The sequence below is a fragment of the Halobacterium sp. DL1 genome (assembly GCA_000230955.3).
Taxonomy (GTDB): domain Archaea; phylum Halobacteriota; class Halobacteria; order Halobacteriales; family Halobacteriaceae; genus Halobacterium.
The window spans coordinates 2,753,616-2,772,953 of sequence record CP007060.1 but is presented as its reverse complement, the minus strand read 5'-3'; the positions used below and the strand labels follow the sequence as shown (position 1 = coordinate 2,772,953).

Here is a 19,338-nt window from a genome sequence, read left to right as displayed (position 1 = left end):
CCCACGCATTTGTAGGCTACGACAGCGCGTTACCGGTCCACACGCCCGTTCAGAAGTTGCCGAGCTGCTCGGGGTCCTCCGGCAGGTCCCCCGCACGCGGGAAGAACTTCTCGTAGCCCTCGTGACGGAACGCGCCGTACCGCGTCCCGTCGAGCGTGCGGACGAACGTGTACATCTCGTCCTCCTCGCGGGCGGCGAACGCGCACATCGTCTCGTCACGGATGGGGTAGCCGCCGGCCAGCAGAATCGCCCGTTCGGCGTCCGGGTCGACGAGTTCGACGACGACGAACGCGTCCTCGCCCGCCTCGCCCCGGTAGACGTCGTACTCGGGGTAGTCGCCGGCCGCGAACGCCGCCTCGAACTCCTCGGCGTGGTTGTCCGCGACGACGAACTCCATCCCGAACTCGCCGTCGGGGTCGTTCGTGTCCCGGCCGATGGGGCCGGTTTCGACGGCCGGGATGGCCGTGACGTCGTGGCCGGCCTCGCGGTGTTCCTCAGCGATGGCGTCCATGTCGTCGAGGGTCTGCTGCCACGCTCGCTTCAGGGACTCGGTTCCACCGGAGTACCGCTCGACTCGCTGTCGCAACTCGGCGTCGTCGCTCTCGGGCGTCGCCGGCTCCTCCTCGGTGGGCTGGTCTTCCATGGCCGCGTGTTGTCCACTCGCCTTCAAGAACCTTCCGTGCCACTGCGTTCGCCGCTCCTGGCCCCGTCACCGACGGAGGGACGTCGGCCGGTCGACACCGCCGACGTACGTCGCGGACGTACTGGAGCGGTTCAGGGGCCGATGCCGAAGAACTGCTCGAGGACGATGGACGTCACCATCATACCGACCGCCGCGAACAGCACCCGTGAACCGGTCGAGAGCCGCTGACGGTGGGGTATCTGCCGGAATCGCGCCGGCGGTAGCCGCTGGACGAAGCGCTGGAAGCCCGTGTCTGGCGGTCCCCCCGCGCGGTCGAAGAGGCTGACCGAGCGCCCCTCGTCGTCGTCGTCCTTCCAGGCCGCCTCGGGCCACAGCAGCAGCGTCCCGTAGCCGAACGCGACCCAGCCGAAGACGAACAGGCCGAACTTCACGCCGGGCGCGAACCGCCCGCCGACTGCGAGCGTCACGACTCCGGAGAACACGCCGAACACCACCGTCGTCGCGGCCGCGTACGCCACCGCGTCGAAAAATTGTGCGACCCGGTCGGGGTCGGCGTCGTCGACGCCGGACTCACCGGGCTGTGCGAACGTGCCGGTCGACCCGCGCGCCGCGCCGTCCGACTCGCGGTCGACCATCTCAGCGCTCGTAGCCGTGGTCGGAGATGTACGCCTGGGTGTCCTGGTACTCCTCCGCGTGTCGGTGGCACTGACTCGTCCGGCCGTTGTCACCGACCACGTACTGCTCGGGCATCTCCTGCTCGCAGATGCTGCCGAACTCCTCGCGGAGCTCCTCCTGGGCGGACTGGAGGTCGTCCCGGCGCACGTGCTCGATGGCGCTGTCGATGTGCTGCTGGACCTCGTTCGGGACCGTCTTGTTCTCGAACGCCTCCTCGAGGACTTCCTCGGTGTCCATCCCGCGGGTCTCCATCCCGAGCAGGTCCTTGAGGCGTTCCCTGACCCCCTTCGAGAGGTCGCCGCGTTCGCGTAGTACCTCCCGGAATATCTCGACGCCCTCCCAGACCTCGTCGTCGAGGTCCTCGTACTCGGGCGGGCGGATTTTCAGCGGACACCGTGTGCTGAACACGCAGCCGCTCGGCGGGTCCCGCGGGCTCGGCGGCGTGCCGCGGAGCGTCATCCGCTTCTTCTCGATGGTCGGGTCCGGCTCCGGAATCGCCGACAGCAGCGAGTTCGTGTACGGGTTCGCCGGGTCGTCGAAGATGTCGTCGACCGGCCCGATCTCCATCACCTTCCCGAGGTACATCACGGCGACGCGGTCGCAGATGTGCTCGACGACCGAGAGGTCGTGGGCGATGATGAGATAGGTCAGCCCGAACTCCTCCTGCAGGTCGTCGAGGAGGTTCAGGATCTTCGCTTGCACGGAGACGTCCAGCGCGCTCACCGGCTCGTCGAGCACGAGGAACTCCGGCTCGAGCGCGAGCGCGCGGGCGATGCCGACGCGCTGGCGCTGCCCGCCGGAGAACTGGAACGGGTAGCGGTAGTAGTGCTCCTCGCTCAGGCCGACGGTCTCCAGCAGTTCACGGACGCGGTCGCGGCGGTCCTCGGGAGTCTTCCAGTCGTGGACGTTCAGCGGCTCCTTGATGATCTCGCCGACCGTCATCCGGTCGTTGAGGCTGCCGTCCGGGTCCTGGAACACCATCTGGACGTTCCGGCGCCACTCCTTGAGCTTCTTCCCGGACAGCGACGTGATGTCGGTGCCGTCGTAGCGCACCTCGCCGCTCGTCGCGGTCTCGAGTTGCATCAGCGTGCGCCCGAGCGTGGACTTCCCACAGCCGGACTCGCCGACGAGACCGAGCGTCTCGCCGTGCTGGATGTCGAAGTCGACGCCGTCGACGGCCTTCACGGGGTTGCCGCCGAACAGCCCGCCCTCCGACCCGTAGTAGGTCCGCAGGTCGTTCACCTCGACGAGCGTCTCGCCGGTCACCGTGCTCCCGCCTCGCTCTCGTTTCTCCTGGTAGAGTGACGTCATTCAGACACCTCCGAACTCGTCTTGTCCTCGCGAGACCGGTGGATCTCCACGGCCTCGTTCTGGGAGACGTCATCCGGGTAGAGCAGACACGCGGCCCGGTGGTCGTCGACTCCCTCTTCGACCTCGACCTGGACGGGATGGACCTGCTCGCAGTCGTCGAACGCCTTCGGACACCGCGGCGCGAACCGGCAGTACGTCGCCCGCTCGTTCGGCGTCGGCACGTCGCCCTCGATGGTCCGCAGGTCCGTCCCGCGCTCGTTCCTGCTGGGAATGCTCTCCAGCAGCCCCTGCGTGTAGGGGTGTTTCGGGTTCTCGAACAGCTCCTCGACGGGTGCAGACTCCACCATCTCGCCCGCGTACATCACGTTCACGCGGTCGCTGATCTCCGCGATGACGCCCATGTCGTGGGTGATGAACATGATGCCGATGTCGTGTTCGTCCTTCAGTTCGTGGAGCAGCTCCAGGATCTGGGCCTGGATGGTGACGTCGAGTGCCGTCGTCGGCTCGTCGCAGATGAGCAGGTCGGGGTCGCAGGCGAGCGCGACGGCGATGACCGCGCGCTGGCGCATCCCCCCGGAGAACTGGTGGGGATACTCCTTCAGGCGCCGGGGTGCGTCCGGAATACCGACGTCTTCGAGGAGTTCGATGGCCGCCTCGTCGGCCTTCTTTCCGCGCAGCCCCTGGTGGAGGCGCAGCGCCTCCTTGATCTGGTTACCGACCGTGTAGACGGGGTTCAGCGACGACAGCGGGTCCTGGAACACCATCGCAATCTCGCTGCCGCGGTACTGCCGCCACTGCTCGTCGGACTTCCCGACGAGGTTCTCGCCCTTGTACTCGATCGAACCGCCGATGATGCGGCCGGGGGTGTCGACCAGCCCCATGATGGAGCGGGCGGTCACGGACTTCCCGGACCCAGACTCGCCGACGATGCCGACGGACTCGCCGCGGCTGATCTCGAAGCTCACGCCGTCGACGGCGCGGATCGTCTCCTTGTCGGTGAAGAACGCCGTCTGCAGGTCGTCGACGCGAAGCAGCGTCTCCTGACCGCCGCGCTGCTCGTCGTCGTACTCGGCTCGACTCATCACCCACCACCTCCTGCGGCCGCGGCCTCGCCAGCCGCGTCGTCGCCGCTGGTCTTCGGGTCGATGGCGTCACGGATGCCGTCACCGAGCGCGTTGAACCCGAGCACCAGGACGGTGATGGCCAGCCCCGGCACGACCGAGATGTGCCAGGACTGCGTGGTGATGAGTGACTGGCCGCGCGCAATCGCGCGCCCCATCTCCGGGGTCGGCGCTTCGACGCCGATCCCCAGGTATGCGAGGCCTGCCGCGCCGATCATGTAGCCGCCGACGGACATCGAGAGGTAGATGAGCAGGTAGCCGATGACGTAGGGGGCGACGTGCTTGCGGACGATGTTCCACGGCCGCTCGCCGAAGCCCTTCGACGCCAGCACCCACTCGTTCTGGGCGACCTGGAACGCCGGCCCACGCACGGCGCGCCACAGCCCCATCCACCCCCAGATACCGAACAGGAACGCGATGAGGAAGCCGCCGCTGTAGATGCTACTTATCCAGTGGTCGGCGAGCACCGAAACCAGCATGATGAGCACGAGCAACTGTGGCATCGCCGAGAACGCGTCGCTTGTGAGCACCGCAACGAGGTCTAAGAGCCCGCGGTAGTACGCGGTCAGTAACGCCAGCGACAGCGCGATACCGCCGGCGACGATGGCCGCGAACACGCCGATGAATATCGAGACCCGAGCGCCGTACGCCATGAACGTGAACAGGTCCTTCCCGTTCGACGCCTGGCTCATCGTCCCGGCCGGGTGGAACCTGTCGTAGTTGTCGTACGACCAGAGGCCGAAGTTCTGCGTGACGCCCTTCGAGGAGGAGAACAGGTTCGCCGTGGTGACGCTAGTCTCCCGCACCTCGCCGACGTCCTCGTCGTAGTACGTAACTGTGTTCTGGGCGGGGTTCTTGAGGTTCTGGTCCGCGTTCGTCGGACTCACCGTCGGCGCAAACATCGCCATGATGAGGAGGAGGAGGACGAGCACGAGGCCGAACTTCCCCCAGTTGTGGCTGCGGAACCGGTCGATCATGTCGTCTGCGGGCGTCCAGTCGGCGTACCGGTAGTGGCGCCGGAAGACGAAGTAGCCGCGCCAGAGCCAGTACGCGAAGAACAGCGCGTACGCGTAGACGACGCCGACGCGGATCAGCCAGGCGTGGGCCGGTTCGAGACCCATGAACGTGCCCTGCCAGCCCTGTTCCGGAAGCTCGTACCCCTGGTTGGGGATGAGCTCGCGGTCCAGCAGCGTCGGGAGGTCCGCGAGCCAGTTGCCGACGTCCGCGAACACGGACGCAACGCCGGCGATACCGCCGGCGATGGCCGACGGGAGGACGTCCCCCAGCACGTCGAACGGGACGTCCCACGGGAGGGACATGATGCCGCCCCAGAGGGCGCCGAACTCGACCGCGAGGAGGACCGCTGCGACGGCCCCCCATCGGGCTGCTGGACCCGGGTTCTTCCGAATCCGGTGGACGATACTGTCGCTTTTCGGATCTTCGATAGCCATTGTCAGTTACCCTCGAAGCCGACTCGTGGGTCGACCACGGTGTAGAGGAAGTCCTGGAGGATGTTGATGCCGACAATCAGGAGGATGAAGAAGAACATCAACGCACCTGCCAGGGGCAGGTCTCCCGACGTCATCGCGGTGAAGAACAGCCAGCCGATGCCGTTGATGCCGAAGACCGTCTCGACGAGCACGGCGCCGCCGACGAGCAGGCCGGCCTCAGCGGTGATGACCGGAATCAGCGGGATGAGCGCGTTACGGAAGATGTGCTTCCAGACGATGGTGCGGCCCGGGAGCCCCTTCGCGCGCGCCATCTCGACGTAGTTGGAGTTCTTCGACTCCAGGAACGCGGTCCGGCCGATACGCATCTCGTTGCCCATCGACGCGGAGCCGAGGACGAGTGCGGCCGGTATCACCATCTTCGAGGCGCGCAGGAAGTTGTCGAAGTTCCAGAGGTTGTTCATCTCCGGCGCGCCCGCGACGTCCGTGCTCACGATGAAGTTCTCCCAGTCGAAGCCGAAGAGGAAATCCTGGGACTGGGAGAGCACCATCAGCATGATGACCGCGAGCCAGAAGTTCGGCATCGCGCGCCAGATGATGCCGCTGAACGATGCCGTGTAGTCGCCCAGCGTGTTGGGGTTCAGCCCGGCGTAGAACCCGAGCGGGATACCGATGAACAGCGGCAGCAGGACCGCCCACGCGCCCATCAGAACCGTCCGGGGCGCGTAGGACATGATGACCTCGTAGGCCGTGTAGTCGGGCCGGATGACCCACGAGTTACCGAGGTTGAACGTGAACATGTTCACGACGAAGTCGAAGTACTGCTCCCACATCGGCTGGTTCATCCCGAGCTGTCGGTGGATCTCCTCGACTCGCGCCGCCGTTGCTTGCTGTCCCAGGATGGCGTACGCGGGGTCAATCGGCCCCGCGTAGATGACGAAGAACGTGATCGTCGTCCCGAACAGTATCACTGGGATCGACAGTACGAGTCGTTTCGCGAAGTAGCTCCACCGGCTCATGGGTGTCTGCCTCGAATAGTGTTACTCGCTTGCATCTGTCTAATCTTTCGGTTTATCTCTTGCGGTGTCGCGTATTCTTGCGTTTCGCGGGGACTAGAGGGTCTACTCGCGGTACGCAAACGGTCGTGTTCTGTATTACGAAAAATACAGGGCGGTTCACCGGACTGCTGGTGTCGCTACTCGTGGTCGCCGCGGTCGCCGATCTTGGTCGTGTGGTCCTTCGACCGGGAGCCACCCATCGCACCTGCGCGTGGGGAATCCGTCCACTGGTACGAGAAGTACTGGTCGATGGTGTGGAGGATCGGCAGCATGACGGCGTCCTTCATCGACGCCTCCTCGATCATCCAGCCACCCTCTGCGCGTGCCTGGGCCTCCTCCTCGGAGATGCCGTAGTTGTCCGTGATCATCTGCCAGCCTTCCTCGGCCTGACCGGCGAAGTCGCCGTTGTCCGCGGTCCAGTTCACGTAGCCGACGTTGTCGGACTTGTCCGTGATCGTGGCCGGCGGGTTCAGGAGCTTCAGGAAGTTGTCCAGACCCGGGTAGTCGGCGAGCCAACCGAGGTAGAACATGCCGACGTTGCCGCTCCGTGCGCGGTTGAGGAACGTACTCCAGTCGGCGGTGTTCAGCTCGATCTCGAGACCAGCGTCGGAGAACTGGTCGCGGAGCAGCGAGTACATGGCCTCGCCACCCGCCTGGGTCGCGTAGCCGTTGGACATGTCGAACGAGAGCGTGTACGGGCTACTCTGCGTGTAGCCGGCGTCCTCGAGCACCTGCGTGGCCGACTCCATGTCGGACTGCTGGTAGCCGTACTTGTAGTTCGTCTGGCGCTCCTGGTACTTCGCCGGTCCGCCCGGGTAGATGGACGGCGGCGTGAAGAAGTACGCCTCCTTGGTTGGCGCCGTGATGATCTGCTCGTTGATGATCTGCTGGTTCAGCGCGTAGCCGATCGCCTCGCGGACAGGCTTGGGGACCTGCTTGCAGTTGAAGGCGACGTAGCGGGTTGCGAGGGACGCGACCTCGTAGTAGTCCGCCGTGAGGTCGTTCTCGGACATCGGACCGTAGGTACCGTACGGGCGGCCACGGTCGTCCGTGCCCTCGATGTTCTTCAGGCTCGGGTCGTACTTGTTCGTCGGCACGACCGGCCCGTCGGCGTTGACGTTGACCGTCGCGTACGTGTACGCCGGGTTCGTCTCCTGGAAGATGGCGTAGTGCTTGCCCGCGTTCTTGGGCGTCTCGCCGTGGTAGTCGTCACGGGAGGCGATGCGGACCTCCGTGCTCTGTTCCCAGGTGTCGAGCGTGTACGGACCCGCACCGACGGGGTTCGCGGTCGCGAACTCCTGGTAGTCCATCTGGCCGTCGTAGCCCTCGATGTCGCCGACGATCCCTTCCGGGACCAGCGAGAACGAGGAGTACGCGAGCATCGCGGTGGCCGCGTAGAACGGCTGCTTGATGTTGATCTCGAGCGTGTAGTCGTCCGTGGCGTTGACGTCGATGCTGCCGGGGACGTACACTTCCGTCTCCTCGCCGTCCTGCGTCTCGGTCTCCGTCTCGTGGACGACACCGAGGTCGTCGAGGAGGAAACTCGCACGCCGGGAGTTGTCGGAGGCGGCGAGTCGCTCGAAAGAGTACACCGCGTCCTGTGCGGTGACCTCGTCGCCGTTGCTGTACGTGACGCCCTGTTTCAGCGAGAACGTCAGGGTCGTCTGGTCGTTGCTCATGTCGAGCGACTCGGCCAGGAGGTTCTCGACGTTGGTTTGACCGTTCGGGTAGTTGGTCAGCGCGTCGAAGAGGTTCTGGATGACCGTCCCCGACGCCGTGTCGGTTGCCTTGACCGGGTCAAGGGTGTCCATCGTCGAGTTGGTCGAGCGGACGGTCTTGCTCGCGTCGTACGACTGCGTGGTCGTCGTTCCGTCGTCAGTGTCGTCCGTGTTGTTGGCCGTCGTCGATTCGGTCGTGTCCTCACCGTCGCCGTCGCCACCGGTGCAGCCAGCCAGGGCGGCTGCGGTCGCAGCGGCTCCCGTTCCTTGGAGGAACCGGCGCCGCGAAAGGTTGTCAGTATCTGTCATCCACCCACAGGTTACTAATCTATAGTGATAAACTTACCGCTTCTTCGGATAACAATGGTGTATATTACGTTCTCACGGTACTGTATCAATTCGCTTCCCGGCAAAATATGTTAACGCATAGCACGAACTCCTGTCAAGGCGATGCGTTTAAGTAATGGGTGTGGCGTTGTACCATATGTCATGACGACCGACGCCGCTCAGCCGACGTCTGACGCCTCCGGGACCGACGTGATGGCCTCGCTAGACGACGACGGGCCGAACTCCCGACTCGTCATCGCGGACATCTCACAGGACGAGGCCTGGGTATCCATGACGGCTGACGCGGCGACACCGCTGTCGGCGTGGCGCTAGAGCGCTGTCGACAGAGACACGACGGCGTCTCGCGCCACACCGCTGTCGGCGCGGCGCTGAGACGGCAGGACTTTTGCTCACTCGGGTTGTTGACGGTTCCATGAACGTCCGCGAAGTCAGCGGCGGCCGCGAGTTCGTCGCTCGACTCGACCACGGCGCCGACTGGCGGGAAGAACTCGAGTCGCTGGCCGTCGAGGAGGGCATCGACGCCGCCTGGTTCTCCGGCATGGGGGCGGTCCAGGACGCCGAACTCTGGTACTACGACCAGGACGACTTCGAGTACAAGGCCGCGCGCTACGAGGAGCCCCTGGAAGTCGCCGCCTGCGTCGGCAACATCTCGGAACTGGACGACGCCCCCTTCGCGCACACACACGCAACATTATCGAGGCGCTCGGGACAGGCGCTGGCCGGTCACCTCGACCGCGCCACCGTCTTCGCCGGGGAGGTGTACGTCCGCGAGTTCGACACGGAACTGGTGCGCGAATACGACGAGGCCACCGACCTCGACCTCTGGCTGTAGATGCGGCCGGTAGACGAGGCCTACTTCGAGTCGCTGGAATCCCGCCTGGACGAAGCCTTCGACGTCGCCGAACGCGCGAAGGAGCGCGGCGAGGACCCCAAGCCTGAGGTGGAGATTCCGGTCGCCAAGGACATGGCCGACCGCGTCGAGAACATCCTCGGCATCGACGGCGTCGCCGAACGCGTCCGCGAACTCGAGGGACAGATGAGCCGCGAGGAGGCCGCACTCGAACTCGTCGAGGACTTCGTCGAGGGAAGCGTGGGCGACTACGAGACGGACGCCGGGAAGGTCGAGGGAGCGGTCCGGACGGCCGTCGCCCTCCTCACCGAGGGGGTCGTCGCCGCACCGATCGAGGGCATCGACCGCGTCGAGGTGAACCAGAACGACGACGGCACCGAGTACGTCGCGGTCTACTACGCCGGCCCGATCCGCTCCGCCGGCGGGACCGCCCAGGCGCTCTCCGTGCTCGTCGCCGACTACGCCCGCTCCCTCCTCGACATCGACGAGTTCAAACCGCGGGACGACGAGGTCGAACGCTACGCCGAGGAGGTCTCGCTGTACGACTCCGAGACCGGTCTCCAGTACTCCCCGATGGCCAAGGAGACGAAGTTCATCGCCCGGAACTGCCCGGTGATGCTCGACGGCGAAGCGACGGGAAACGAGGAGGTAGACGGCTTCCGCGACCTCGAGCGCATCGAGACGAACGCCGCTCGCGGCGGAATGTGCCTCGTGCTAGCGGAGGGCATCGCGCTGAAAGCCCCGAAGATCCAGCGCTACACCCGGAACCTCGACGAGGTCGAGTGGCCGTGGCTCCAGGACCTCATCGACGGCACCATCGGGGAGGACAGCGAGGCCGACCAGGCGGCGGCCACGGAGGAGGCGAGCGGCGACGTCGCGGGCGACGACCCCGAGGGCGCCAGCGAGGACCCCGAGGGCCCACCCCGCGTCGACGGGTCCGGGAAGTTCCTCCGGGACCTCATCGCCGGGCGCCCCGTCTTCGGCCACCCCTCGAAGGAGGGCGGGTTCCGCCTGCGCTACGGCCGCGCCCGCAACCACGGCAACGCGACGGCGGGCGTCCACCCGGCGACGATGCATCTCCTCGACGACTTCCTCGCGACGGGCACCCAGATCAAGACGGAGCTCCCGGGGAAGGCGGCGGGGGTCGTCCCCGTCGACTCCATCGAGGGACCGACCGTGAAACTCGCGAACGGCGACGTGCGCCGCATCGACGGCATCGAAGAGGCCCTCGAGGTGCGCAACGGCGTCGTGGAGATCCTCGACGTCGGCGAGTACCTCGTGAACTACGGCGAGTTCGTGGAGAACAACCACGAACTCGCGCCCGCCTCCTACGCGCCCGAGTGGTGGATACAGGAGTTCGAGGCCGCCGGCGCCGACGTCCAGGCGCTCCGGGACTCCCCGTACGTCGACCTCGAAGCCCCGGACGCCGACCAGGCCATAGAGTGGGCGACGGAGTACGACGCGCCGCTGCACCCCGCGTACAACTACCTCTGGCACGACATCACCGTCGAGCAGTTCGAGACCCTGGCCGAAGCCGTCGCGGACGGCCGCATCGAGGACGACGACCTCGTCTTGCAGAACTCGGCGGCAGTCCGCGAGACGCTCGAAGCGCTCATCGTCGAACACCACCAGGGTGAGGAGGCGGTCCGCATCAGCGACTGGGTGCCACTCGCCCGCACGCTGGGAATCACCGAGTCGCTGGACCGCGAGTGGGACGACCTGCCCAGCGAGGCCTGCGAGTGGCCGAACGCGATGAAGGCGGTCAACGAGGTCGCTCCCTTCGAGGTCCGCGAACGCGCCCCGACCCGCATCGGCAACCGGATGGGCCGGCCCGAGAAGTCCGAGTCCCGCGACCTCTCGCCGGCGGTCCACACGCTGTTCCCCATCGGCGAGGCCGGCGGCCCCCAGCGCGACGTCGGCGAGGCCGCCCGCCACGCCCCCGACATGAGCGACACGCCCGGCGAGGTCGACGTGCAACTCGGTGAGCGCGTCTGCCCGGACTGCGACGAACACACGTACGAGGCGCGCTGTTCGGACTGCGGCACGTGGACGGACCCCCACTACGAGTGCTGGGACTGCGGCGCCGTCGCCGAACCCGACGAGTCCGGCCGCGTCGAATGCCCCAGCTGCGAGCGCGACGTCGACAACGTCGAGACGCAGACCGTCGACGTCCAGGACGAGTACCGCAGCGCGCTCAAGAACGTCGGCGAGCGCGAGAACGCCTTCGACGTGCTGAAAGGCGTCCAGGGGCTGATGTCCTCCGAGAAGGTCCCCGAACCGATGGAGAAGGGCGTCCTCCGCGCGAAACACGACGTCTCCGCGTTCAAGGACGGCACCGTCCGCTACGACATGACCGACCTCCCGGTGACGTCGGTCCGCCCGAGCGAACTCGACGTCACCGTCGAGCACTTCCGGGACCTGGGCTACGACGAGGACATCCACGGCGACCCGCTCGAACACGACGACCAGCTCGTCGAACTCCGCGTCCAGGACGTCGTGCTCTCGGACGGCGCCGCCGAACACATGCTGAAGACCGCGGACTTCGTCGACGACCTCCTCACCCAGTATTACGGCCTCGACGCCTTCTACGAGTTCGAGGAGCGCGACGACCTCGTCGGCGAACTCGTCTTCGGGATGGCGCCTCACACCTCCGCCGCCGTCGTCGGCCGCGTCGTCGGCTTCACCTCCGCGGCCGTCGGCTACGCACACCCGTACTTCCACGCGTCGAAGCGGCGGAACTGCTTCCACCCGGAGACGAAGGTCTGGTACGAGGACGAGGCAGAAGAATGGCGCCACGATACCATCGAGACGCTCGTCGAGGACCGACTCGACCCCGAAACGGCCGACGAGGACGACTTCGGCACACTCGTCCAGGAACTCGACGGTGACGTGATCGTCCCATCCGTAACTGAGGATGGCGAGGTGGTGCGGAAGCCGGTGGAGACCGTCTCGAAGCATCCGGCGCCGGACCACATGGTCCGCATCAGGACGCGGAGCGGGCGGGAACTGACGGTGACGCCAGACCACGAGGTACACGTCTTCGACGAGGGCAATCTCCACTCGAAGCGAGCCAGCGACGTCACGGACGCTAACTCACTCGTCACTCCGACACACGTAGACGTACCTGGATCTCCCGCGCGATTCGACTTACTCCAAGAATTTGCCGAGAGCGACGAGGTCCCAAATGAGTCACTCATGGTGAAGGGACTTGACAAGGACGTGCTGTACGACCTCTTCTCGGAGGTGCTTGCTGACGACTGGGACGGCCAGTTCTACCCGCTGAAGAGTACCGCTGAATTCCTCGGGTTAACGAAGAAAGCGTTGAGCAACTACCTCTACCGGGAGAGCCTGCCGGTTTCGCTCCTCGTCGACCTCCTCGGATCGCCGGCAGCTGTCGCCGCCCGTATTCCGAACGACGTGACGCTCGGGATGAAGCGTGACACTGTCGAGGTCGACCGCTTCGTGTCCCTAGATGAGGACTTTGCTACACTCCTCGGCTACTACGCTGCAGAGGGGTTCACGAGAGAGCAAGAGACCCCAAAGGGAACGATTCACCAGACGACCATCTCCGGTGTCGAGGCAGAGGCCCGCGACTTCTTCGTCGAGACGTTCGCGTCTACACTGGGCGTTGAGGCGTATCGCGAAAACGACGTGAAGGTGACTGTCTCGGGTCGCCTCACTCGCGTTTTCTTCGAGACCGTCCTCGATTGCGGAGCAGGAGCGGCTGACAAACGCGTCCCTCCCTGCATCTTCGACGCTCCTGACGACCACGTTTCCGCATTCCTTGGGGGGTATTTCAGTGGCGATGGCACCGTCGACAAGAACACTCTGGATGTGGCTGCTACCACGGTCAGCCGTGAACTGAAAGAGGACCTGCTCGCGTTGCTCACGCGACTCGGAATTGCGGCACGAGTAAGCACGAATGACCCTGTCCCGCTCGTCGAGAAGTTCCCCGACTTCTACGACATTGACGACGAAGCGTTGTCGGCGAAGTCCTACGTAATCCACGTCACTTCGTCGGACGCAGTCCGGTTGGCTGAGACCATCGACCTCCACCTCTCCCGTAAGCGAGAACGGCTGGCTGCCCACGTAGCGCAGATCGAACCCAGTAGCCGACGTGTCTTCGATGGGGGCAGCGGCGATTACTTCGTCGATGAAGTCGAGGACGTATCCATCGTAGAGGCCGATGTCGACCAGACGTACTGTCTCACCGTCACCGATACCCACTCGCTGATAGCAAACGACACATCGCAAAAGCAGTGCGACGGTGACGAGGACTGCGTGATGCTCCTGTTGGACGGCCTGCTGAACTTCTCGAAGTCGTTCCTGCCGGACAAGCGCGGCGGGCAGATGGACGCGCCGTTGGTGATGTCCTCGCGCATCGACCCGAGCGAGATCGACGACGAGGCCCACAACATGGACATCGCGACGGAGTACCCCATGGAGTTCTTCGAGGCGACCCGCGAACTCGCGGACCCCGAGGAGGTTGAGGACCTCGTCCAGATCGCGGAGTCGACGCTCGGCACCGACCACGAGTACACCGGGTTCGGCCACACCCACGACACGTCGACCATCCACCTCGGCCCGGAGCTGTCGGCGTACAAGACCCTCGGTTCGATGATGGACAAGATGGACGCCCAGCTAGAACTCGCGCGGAAGCTCCGCGCCGTCGACGAGACGGACGTCGCCGAGCGCGTCATCGAGTACCACTTCCTCCCGGACCTCATCGGCAACCTCCGTGCGTTCAGCCGGCAGGAGACGCGCTGCCTGGACTGCGGTGAGAAGTACCGCCGCATGCCACTCACCGGGGACTGCCGGGAGTGCGGCGGGCGCGTCAACCTCACCGTCCACGAGGGCTCCGTGAACAAGTACATGGACACCGCTATCCAGGTCGCGGAGGACTACGACTGCCGGGAGTACACGAAGCAGCGCCTCGCGCTCCTCGACCGGAAACTGGAGTCCGTCTTCGAGAACGACAAGAATCGGCCATCGACTATTGGGGATTTCATGTAGATTGCCACGCGCGGCGCCTTTATTCCAACCCCTGTTGGTTGGACCAACCGGTTAGCAGACTTGCACACTGCTCGCCTTTCGTGTATCAGATTTCAGCGGTAACCGGGCCGATACACTGTATACATCCCGCTTTTCAATCAGCATCTGTGTCAGCCGGTAACCGCATAATCGAGAGCCAAAACCGCTCTAGATCCTGTATCATCTCAATAAACTCGTTAGGATCAACCGGCTTCGTCAGGTACCCACTCGCACAGAGGTCGTAGGACTTGACGATGTCCATTTCAGCGTCCGAACTCGTGAGGACAACTACCGGAATGCGCCTTCGGTTCGAATCACCGTGCAGTTCTTCAAGCACCTCGTGGCCACTCTTCCGGGGGAGATTGAGGTCTAATAGCACGATGTCGGGACGCGGTGCATCGGCGTAGTCGTCTCGTTGGAAAAGGAAATTGAGAGCGTCGACACCGTTTTCGACAACGTGGAGTGTGTTCGCTATCTGCGCGTCCTTGAATGCCTCTTTCGTGAGACGTATATCACCAGGGTTGTCCTCGACGAGGAGGATGTCAGCCGGCTCGGCGCTTCCCTGCTCACCTGCCATGCTCATCCTCCGCTGGGAGAGTAAATGAGAACGTCGCTCCCTCGCCCGGTTCGGATTCGACACGGATTTCGCCGCCGTGACGTTCGATGATTCGCTCGCAGAGTGCTAAGCCTATGCCCGAGCCACCGTAATTGTCCCGAGATTGAAGCCGCTGGAATACCTCGAAGATACGGTCGTGTTCTTCCGGCTCAATCCCTATCCCCTCGTCCTGAACCGATATCTCCCACATCGAACTGTTCTGGGTGGCGGAAATATTCACCCGTGGCGGCTCGTTCCCACTGTACTCGATCGCGTTACTCAACAAGTTCTGAAACACCTGACGCAGCTGATGTTCATCGCCCACCACACGAGGGAGTTCCTCGATGGTCACGTCGGCATCACTTTCCGTTATACGCATCTCGAGGTCGTCGCGGGCCTCTCCAATCACTTTGTTGAGGTCGACCGGTTTGAACGCCTCTCCCTGGGTCTCCACGCCTGAGTACGCTAGTAACCCATCGATCATGTCACGCATGCGGTCGGCCCCGTCCACGGCGAACTCGAGGAACTCTTCGGTCTCCTCGGTCAGTTCCTCGTCGGATCGGTCTTCGATCAACTGCAGATAACTCGACACCATCCGGAGTGGTTCCTGGAGGTCGTGGGACGCAGCGTACGCGAACTGTTCGAGTCGCTCGTTAGATTCCTCGAGTTTGCGCTCGTATGTCTTCCGCTCGGTGATGTCTCGGGCCACGCCAATCATCAACGTCGGACCGTTATCATCCTGGACCGGGTACCCGGGGGCTTCGATCCACCGCACGTCTCCGTCTCGAACGATCCGAATTTCTTCGTGCTTCGGCTCGCCCGTTTCCAGCGCGTTCTCGATAGCCTCCTGGGCCTTCTGTCTATCCTCCGGATGGATCACGCCGATAAAATCCTCCCAGGTTTCGACTGTGGTTCCGTATAGCGACTCCGCAGAGGGGTAGAACGAGGCCTGATTGTCCTCGACATTCCAGTCCCAGACGACCGAATCGGTTGCATTGAGGGCGTATTCCATCCGCTCGCGGACGCGCTGGACCTCCTGTTCGCGCTCGACCCGGTTCGTAACGTCGCGCCCGATGCCGGCCAGAATAGGGTCTTCGGACGTGTTCTCGAGCGTAGACCCAACAAACTCGAAGGGGATGGTATCGCCATCCTTGGTGCGCAGTTCGAGTTCCACATCTACGGAGTCACTCTCGAGGCCGTTGCGGACCGCAGCCAGAGCTGTATCACGGTCACTATCCGTGAAGAAGTCGGCAGCAGTCATTGCTGATATTTCCTCGTCCGTGTAGCCAGAGACCTCCGAGAGGCTTTTGTTCCACCGGAGGAGAGCGCCATTTTCGTCCAAAACGTAGAACACGTCATCGATTGCATCGAGAATATCGTCGGTGTACTGCTGGTGTCGTTCAAGCCGCTCGTTCGAGGTTTCCAATTGGTCGACTGTTTCTTGGAGTTCGAGCTGTCGTGTTTTGGCCCGCGCGTCGTACGTCCCCGCACCGAAGCCCGCGAGACTGCCCAGTCCTGTGAGCAAGAGGCCATTTCCGACGATATTCGGGTCGTCACTGACAAGAAAGATCGGCAGCAAGATCGCGAGACCGACTACAATGCCGCGGAGACACCAGTTGCCGACCGTAGGATAGAGTTCAGAGCGGATGTCTGTGTGGGGCAACCGATAGCCACCGTACAACAGGACGAGACCCGGGATACCAACTAAGATACTTAGTACGAGCCAGAGTTCGGAGGAGGCATCGTCAACAACGGGGAGGAATGGAAAGCTGACTACGAGTAGGAGGAAAACCCCGCCGAGGACCACAATGAATCTTCGCCCAAATATGTCATAGTTTCCCCAGTTCCTACCGTCCATTACCCGTTATCAGCGAGGGAACTCCTATAGCGTTACTGTGCAGATTGTGGTGAGATGGTCGATGTCTTCGTGCGTCAGCTGACGGCTGTGGGCTGGTGATGACCCAATTCGGTTTGTTCCAGTCTGCTTTGGTGACTGAGGACATCTCTGTATTCAGTCGGCGAATTCTGACGATATTTAGAGAGATAGAATTCTGTCCCGATAACGGTACTACCTGTATTTAGCAGTTCAGAGCTCGAGTTGCGTTGTGGACGAGAACAAGCAGGGCGGCATCGCGGACTTCATGTAGCGAGTCGCGGCTCTCGCGGGCAGTGCCTTGTTCGACTCACTCGATGTCCCTGTCGCCGAGCGTGAGCAGCCACTCTTCGTCGTCGAAGACGTCGCGAGCGAAGCCGTCGGCGTCGGGTTCGGGTAGCGGCCTGACGACGTGGGTCGCCGGCGTGGAGAATCGGGAGAGCACGGCGTTGTCGTCGCAGAGGAAGCCGCGCCGTCGGAGTACCGCCGGGTAGGGAGTCGTCGGTGCCTGGACGGCGTCGACGTCGAGGTCGGCGAGGGCGGCGTCGAGGGCGGCGGCGAACGCGGGAGCGCGCTCCGGGTCGGTGGTCATCGGCTGGATGTCGAGCAGGTAGCCGACGGTGGCGTCGGGTTTCGACGCCGTGGCGACGACGAGCGTCGCGACGGGGGCTCCCTCGCGGCGCGCGACGTACGTGGCAGTCTCCCACCGCGGGTTCGCGAACCGCCAGTCGACGAACGCCGGTTCCCGGGGGACGTGGATGGCTTCTGGACGGGTGTCGGCGTAGACGGTGTGGATGGCGTCCGTCGCGACGCCGTCGACGCGCTCGACGGACACGCCGCCCGGAGAGGGCGTGAGCAGGTCGATGGCGCCGACGCTACCCCTGACCACCGGCGCGCCGACGCGACAGAGGAGCTCCCGGACCGTCGAGCTCGGGCCCTCGCCACCGGCCGTGAGGCAGTCCGGGTCGTGGATGCGGTATCTCGTCGTCTGCTCGGAGACCGTCGTCCAGTCGAACTTCTCGAGGCCCGGGCGTAGGGCCTCGGTCGGGAAGTTGAACAGCAGTTCGGCGCGGTCCTCGAACGCCGACAGCAGCGTTTCGGTCATCCGCGTGAACACGCCGCGGCGGCGGTGGTCGGGGTGGACGATCCAGTCGACGGGCTGGCGGGCGTCGACCGGCTCGCCGCCGACCACGAGCGGCATCGGGAGCAGGGGCTCGGCGCCGACGAGCGTCTCGTCGTGCTCCGCGACGACCATCTCGACTGCTCCGGCGTACGGGTCGTCTACGAACCGCCAGTCGAACCACTGCTCGCTCCGCGAGCGCCCCCAGACCTCCTCGTAGAGCGAGAGGAACGGTTCTCTATCTTCCGACTGGGCGAGTCGGACAGTGTAGTCGTCGGCTGCGACTGCCCCTTGCTGGGCCATAGCAACTCACTGGGCGCCATACTGCATTAGTAAGGCCAACGTACGTGGGGTAGCAGCGCCTTACCTGCTATCCAGGTGGAATCCAGATAGTTACCAGTCGAACGTGACCAGCGGCCTGGATGGACCGAGGCCGGAGTGGCGCCCGTGCCGGCGCCTGGGTTTATGCGGTGCCGCGCCGAATGTCAGGGTATGAGTGACGACCCACCACGTCTCGGACTCGGCGCTACAGTGTACACCGACGACGGCGAAGCACTCGGCACCGTCCGGGGTTTCGACGAGGACGGCTTCTACGTCACCACGCGAGACGGCATCTCCTCGCTCTCAATCGGACACGAGCGCTCGGGCCACGACTTCGGGGAGGCCGAACTGATGTGGCGCTGCTCGAACTGCGGCGAGATGGGCGACCTCCAGGACTCGTTCCCGGAGGAGTGCCCGAACTGCGGGGTCGAGAAGGAAGAGATCTACTACTGGACGGAGGACTGACCGGTCAGAACGGGGCCTGGGGGCCTTCGTCCTCTTCGCGGTCCTCGCTGTCGGCGTCCTCGCCGGGGAACGACGGGCTCATCCCGCTGTCGCCGCCGCCCATGCCGGTGTCGGCGTGAACGGTGTCGATCTCGGGAATCTCCTTGGTCATCCGGGACTTGATCGCCTGGATCGTCATCGGGGAGATGCCACAGCCCGAACACGCGCCGCCCAGCTGGAGGTCGACGACGCCCTCCTCGCGGTCGATGTTCTGGATGGCCGCGGTGCCGCCGTGCATCTGAATCTGCGGGAAGTTCCGGCGGAGGAAGTTGTTGACGCGCTCCTCCAGGTCGTCCCCGTCCTGAGTCTCGGTGCTCATGGGCCGGAGTTGGTGCCCGCGGGGCTTAGGCCTTTTCGTCGCCCGCCCGTGCGGCCTCGCCGACGCCGAACATCTTCTGTAACTGCCGTTCGAGTTCCTTGAGGTACAGTTCGAGGATGTGCTCGATCTTCTCGTCGCTGGCCAGCACGCCGTCCAGTTCCGCTGCCGGGTCCTCGGGCAGGTCGAGAGTGAACTCGCCGTCGCCTTCGTAGTGGGGTTCGGCCTCCGCGAGAATCGTCTGGTCGATGCCGTGGACCAGGTCCGAGTCGTAGTTCTCGTTCATCTCGTTGAACGCGCGCTTGTAGGCAGTCTGGAGCTTCGGGAAGTAGTCGACGTACTTCTGCTCCTCGAACTCCTCGGGCGTCAACTCGCTCATTGGCCGGACGTTACACGGGACGCGGCA

General features: G+C 64.3%; 16 protein-coding genes. 4 read left to right on the top strand and 12 right to left on the bottom strand.

The window, feature by feature from the left end; all coding sequences use genetic code 11:
* Positions 1-49 precede the first annotated feature (49 nt).
* The 7 genes from HALDL1_16435 to HALDL1_16405 all read right to left on the bottom strand — a co-directional run bounded on the left by HALDL1_16435 (position 50) and on the right by HALDL1_16405 (position 8,283).
* Positions 50-643 carry a hypothetical protein gene (locus tag HALDL1_16435; GenBank protein AHG05011.1) on the bottom strand — a complete coding sequence of 198 codons (594 nt, stop codon included), beginning with the start codon at positions 641-643 and terminating at the stop codon, positions 50-52.
* Between the two features lie 131 nt (positions 644-774).
* Positions 775-1,278 carry a hypothetical protein gene (locus HALDL1_16430; protein ID AHG05010.1) on the bottom strand — a complete coding sequence of 168 codons (504 nt, stop codon included), beginning with the start codon at positions 1,276-1,278 and terminating at the stop codon, positions 775-777.
* 1 nt (position 1,279) lies between these two features.
* A complete protein-coding gene (locus HALDL1_16425; GenBank protein ID AHG05009.1) occupies positions 1,280-2,629 on the bottom strand; it encodes a peptide ABC transporter ATP-binding protein in 1,350 nt (449 codons plus the stop codon).
* Positions 2,626-3,711, bottom strand: coding sequence for an ABC transporter ATP-binding protein (locus HALDL1_16420; protein ID AHG05008.1), 1,086 nt, complete (start codon positions 3,709-3,711; stop codon positions 2,626-2,628). Before HALDL1_16420 ends, HALDL1_16425 begins: the two co-directional genes overlap by 4 nt.
* Positions 3,711-5,201 (bottom strand): peptide ABC transporter permease, encoded by a 1,491-nt coding sequence (locus tag HALDL1_16415; protein ID AHG05007.1) that lies wholly within the window; start codon positions 5,199-5,201, stop codon positions 3,711-3,713. The genes HALDL1_16420 and HALDL1_16415 overlap by 1 nt, the downstream gene beginning before the upstream one ends.
* Before the next feature lie 2 nt (positions 5,202-5,203).
* Complete coding sequence (locus HALDL1_16410; protein AHG05006.1) at positions 5,204-6,217, bottom strand: peptide ABC transporter permease; 1,014 nt, start codon at positions 6,215-6,217, stop codon at positions 5,204-5,206.
* A 176-nt stretch (positions 6,218-6,393) separates the two neighbouring features.
* Entirely contained in the window at positions 6,394-8,283 is a 1,890-nt protein-coding gene (locus tag HALDL1_16405) for a peptide ABC transporter substrate-binding protein (protein ID AHG05005.1), read from the bottom strand.
* Between the two features lie 180 nt (positions 8,284-8,463).
* On the opposite strand from HALDL1_16405, the gene HALDL1_16400 reads away from it, so the two are divergent.
* From HALDL1_16400 to HALDL1_16390, 3 genes are all read left to right on the top strand, one after another.
* Complete coding sequence (locus tag HALDL1_16400) at positions 8,464-8,634, top strand: hypothetical protein (GenBank protein ID AHG05004.1); 171 nt, start codon at positions 8,464-8,466, stop codon at positions 8,632-8,634.
* Positions 8,635-8,734: 100 nt separating this feature from the next.
* Positions 8,735-9,154, top strand: a complete 420-nt coding sequence (locus tag HALDL1_16395; protein AHG05003.1) for a DNA-binding protein — start codon at positions 8,735-8,737, stop codon at positions 9,152-9,154.
* Positions 9,155-14,185, top strand: a complete 5,031-nt coding sequence (locus HALDL1_16390; protein ID AHG05002.1) for a type III effector protein — start codon at positions 9,155-9,157, stop codon at positions 14,183-14,185.
* 133 nt (positions 14,186-14,318) lie between these two features.
* Here HALDL1_16390 and HALDL1_16385 read toward each other — a convergent pair whose 3' ends face one another.
* The 3 genes from HALDL1_16385 to HALDL1_16375 form a co-directional block, all read right to left on the bottom strand.
* Positions 14,319-14,786, bottom strand: a complete 468-nt coding sequence (locus HALDL1_16385) for a chemotaxis protein CheY (protein AHG05001.1) — start codon at positions 14,784-14,786, stop codon at positions 14,319-14,321.
* On the bottom strand, positions 14,770-16,656 hold the full coding sequence (locus tag HALDL1_16380; protein AHG05000.1) for a histidine kinase: 1,887 nt from the start codon (positions 16,654-16,656) through the stop codon (positions 14,770-14,772). Before HALDL1_16380 ends, HALDL1_16385 begins: the two co-directional genes overlap by 17 nt.
* Before the next feature lie 325 nt (positions 16,657-16,981).
* The gene (locus HALDL1_16375; protein AHG04999.1) at positions 16,982-18,094 is read right to left on the bottom strand and encodes a hypothetical protein; all 1,113 of its coding nucleotides are present in this window, start codon (positions 18,092-18,094) and stop codon (positions 16,982-16,984) included.
* Between the two features lie 189 nt (positions 18,095-18,283).
* On the opposite strand from HALDL1_16375, the gene HALDL1_16370 reads away from it, so the two are divergent.
* On the top strand, positions 18,284-18,577 hold the full coding sequence (locus HALDL1_16370; protein ID AHG04998.1) for a hypothetical protein: 294 nt from the start codon (positions 18,284-18,286) through the stop codon (positions 18,575-18,577).
* 4 nt (positions 18,578-18,581) lie between these two features.
* Here HALDL1_16370 and HALDL1_16365 read toward each other — a convergent pair whose 3' ends face one another.
* Together HALDL1_16365 and HALDL1_16360 are read right to left on the bottom strand one after the other, a co-directional pair.
* Entirely contained in the window at positions 18,582-18,935 is a 354-nt protein-coding gene (locus HALDL1_16365) for a nitrogen-fixing protein NifU (GenBank protein AHG04997.1), read from the bottom strand.
* Between the two features lie 25 nt (positions 18,936-18,960).
* Positions 18,961-19,311 (bottom strand): hypothetical protein, encoded by a 351-nt coding sequence (locus HALDL1_16360; GenBank protein AHG04996.1) that lies wholly within the window; start codon positions 19,309-19,311, stop codon positions 18,961-18,963.
* Positions 19,312-19,338: the final 27 nt, after the last annotated feature.

Coding starts and splice junctions, on each gene's coding strand:
- HALDL1_16430 (AHG05010.1), bottom strand. CDS start 1,278: ATGGTCGACCGCGAGTCGGACGGCGCGGCGCGCGGGTCGACCGGCACG.
- HALDL1_16370 (AHG04998.1), top strand. CDS start 18,284: ATGAGTGACGACCCACCACGTCTCGGACTCGGCGCTACAGTGTACACC.
- HALDL1_16420 (AHG05008.1), bottom strand. CDS start 3,711: ATGAGTCGAGCCGAGTACGACGACGAGCAGCGCGGCGGTCAGGAGACG.
- HALDL1_16390 (AHG05002.1), top strand. CDS start 9,155: ATGCGGCCGGTAGACGAGGCCTACTTCGAGTCGCTGGAATCCCGCCTG.
- HALDL1_16400 (AHG05004.1), top strand. CDS start 8,464: ATGACGACCGACGCCGCTCAGCCGACGTCTGACGCCTCCGGGACCGAC.
- HALDL1_16375 (AHG04999.1), bottom strand. CDS start 18,094: ATGGCCCAGCAAGGGGCAGTCGCAGCCGACGACTACACTGTCCGACTC.
- HALDL1_16360 (AHG04996.1), bottom strand. CDS start 19,311: ATGAGCGAGTTGACGCCCGAGGAGTTCGAGGAGCAGAAGTACGTCGAC.
- HALDL1_16410 (AHG05006.1), bottom strand. CDS start 6,217: ATGAGCCGGTGGAGCTACTTCGCGAAACGACTCGTACTGTCGATCCCA.
- HALDL1_16435 (AHG05011.1), bottom strand. CDS start 643: ATGGAAGACCAGCCCACCGAGGAGGAGCCGGCGACGCCCGAGAGCGAC.
- HALDL1_16405 (AHG05005.1), bottom strand. CDS start 8,283: ATGACAGATACTGACAACCTTTCGCGGCGCCGGTTCCTCCAAGGAACG.
- HALDL1_16365 (AHG04997.1), bottom strand. CDS start 18,935: ATGAGCACCGAGACTCAGGACGGGGACGACCTGGAGGAGCGCGTCAAC.
- HALDL1_16425 (AHG05009.1), bottom strand. CDS start 2,629: ATGACGTCACTCTACCAGGAGAAACGAGAGCGAGGCGGGAGCACGGTG.
- HALDL1_16395 (AHG05003.1), top strand. CDS start 8,735: ATGAACGTCCGCGAAGTCAGCGGCGGCCGCGAGTTCGTCGCTCGACTC.
- HALDL1_16380 (AHG05000.1), bottom strand. CDS start 16,656: ATGGACGGTAGGAACTGGGGAAACTATGACATATTTGGGCGAAGATTC.
- HALDL1_16385 (AHG05001.1), bottom strand. CDS start 14,786: ATGAGCATGGCAGGTGAGCAGGGAAGCGCCGAGCCGGCTGACATCCTC.
- HALDL1_16415 (AHG05007.1), bottom strand. CDS start 5,201: ATGGCTATCGAAGATCCGAAAAGCGACAGTATCGTCCACCGGATTCGG.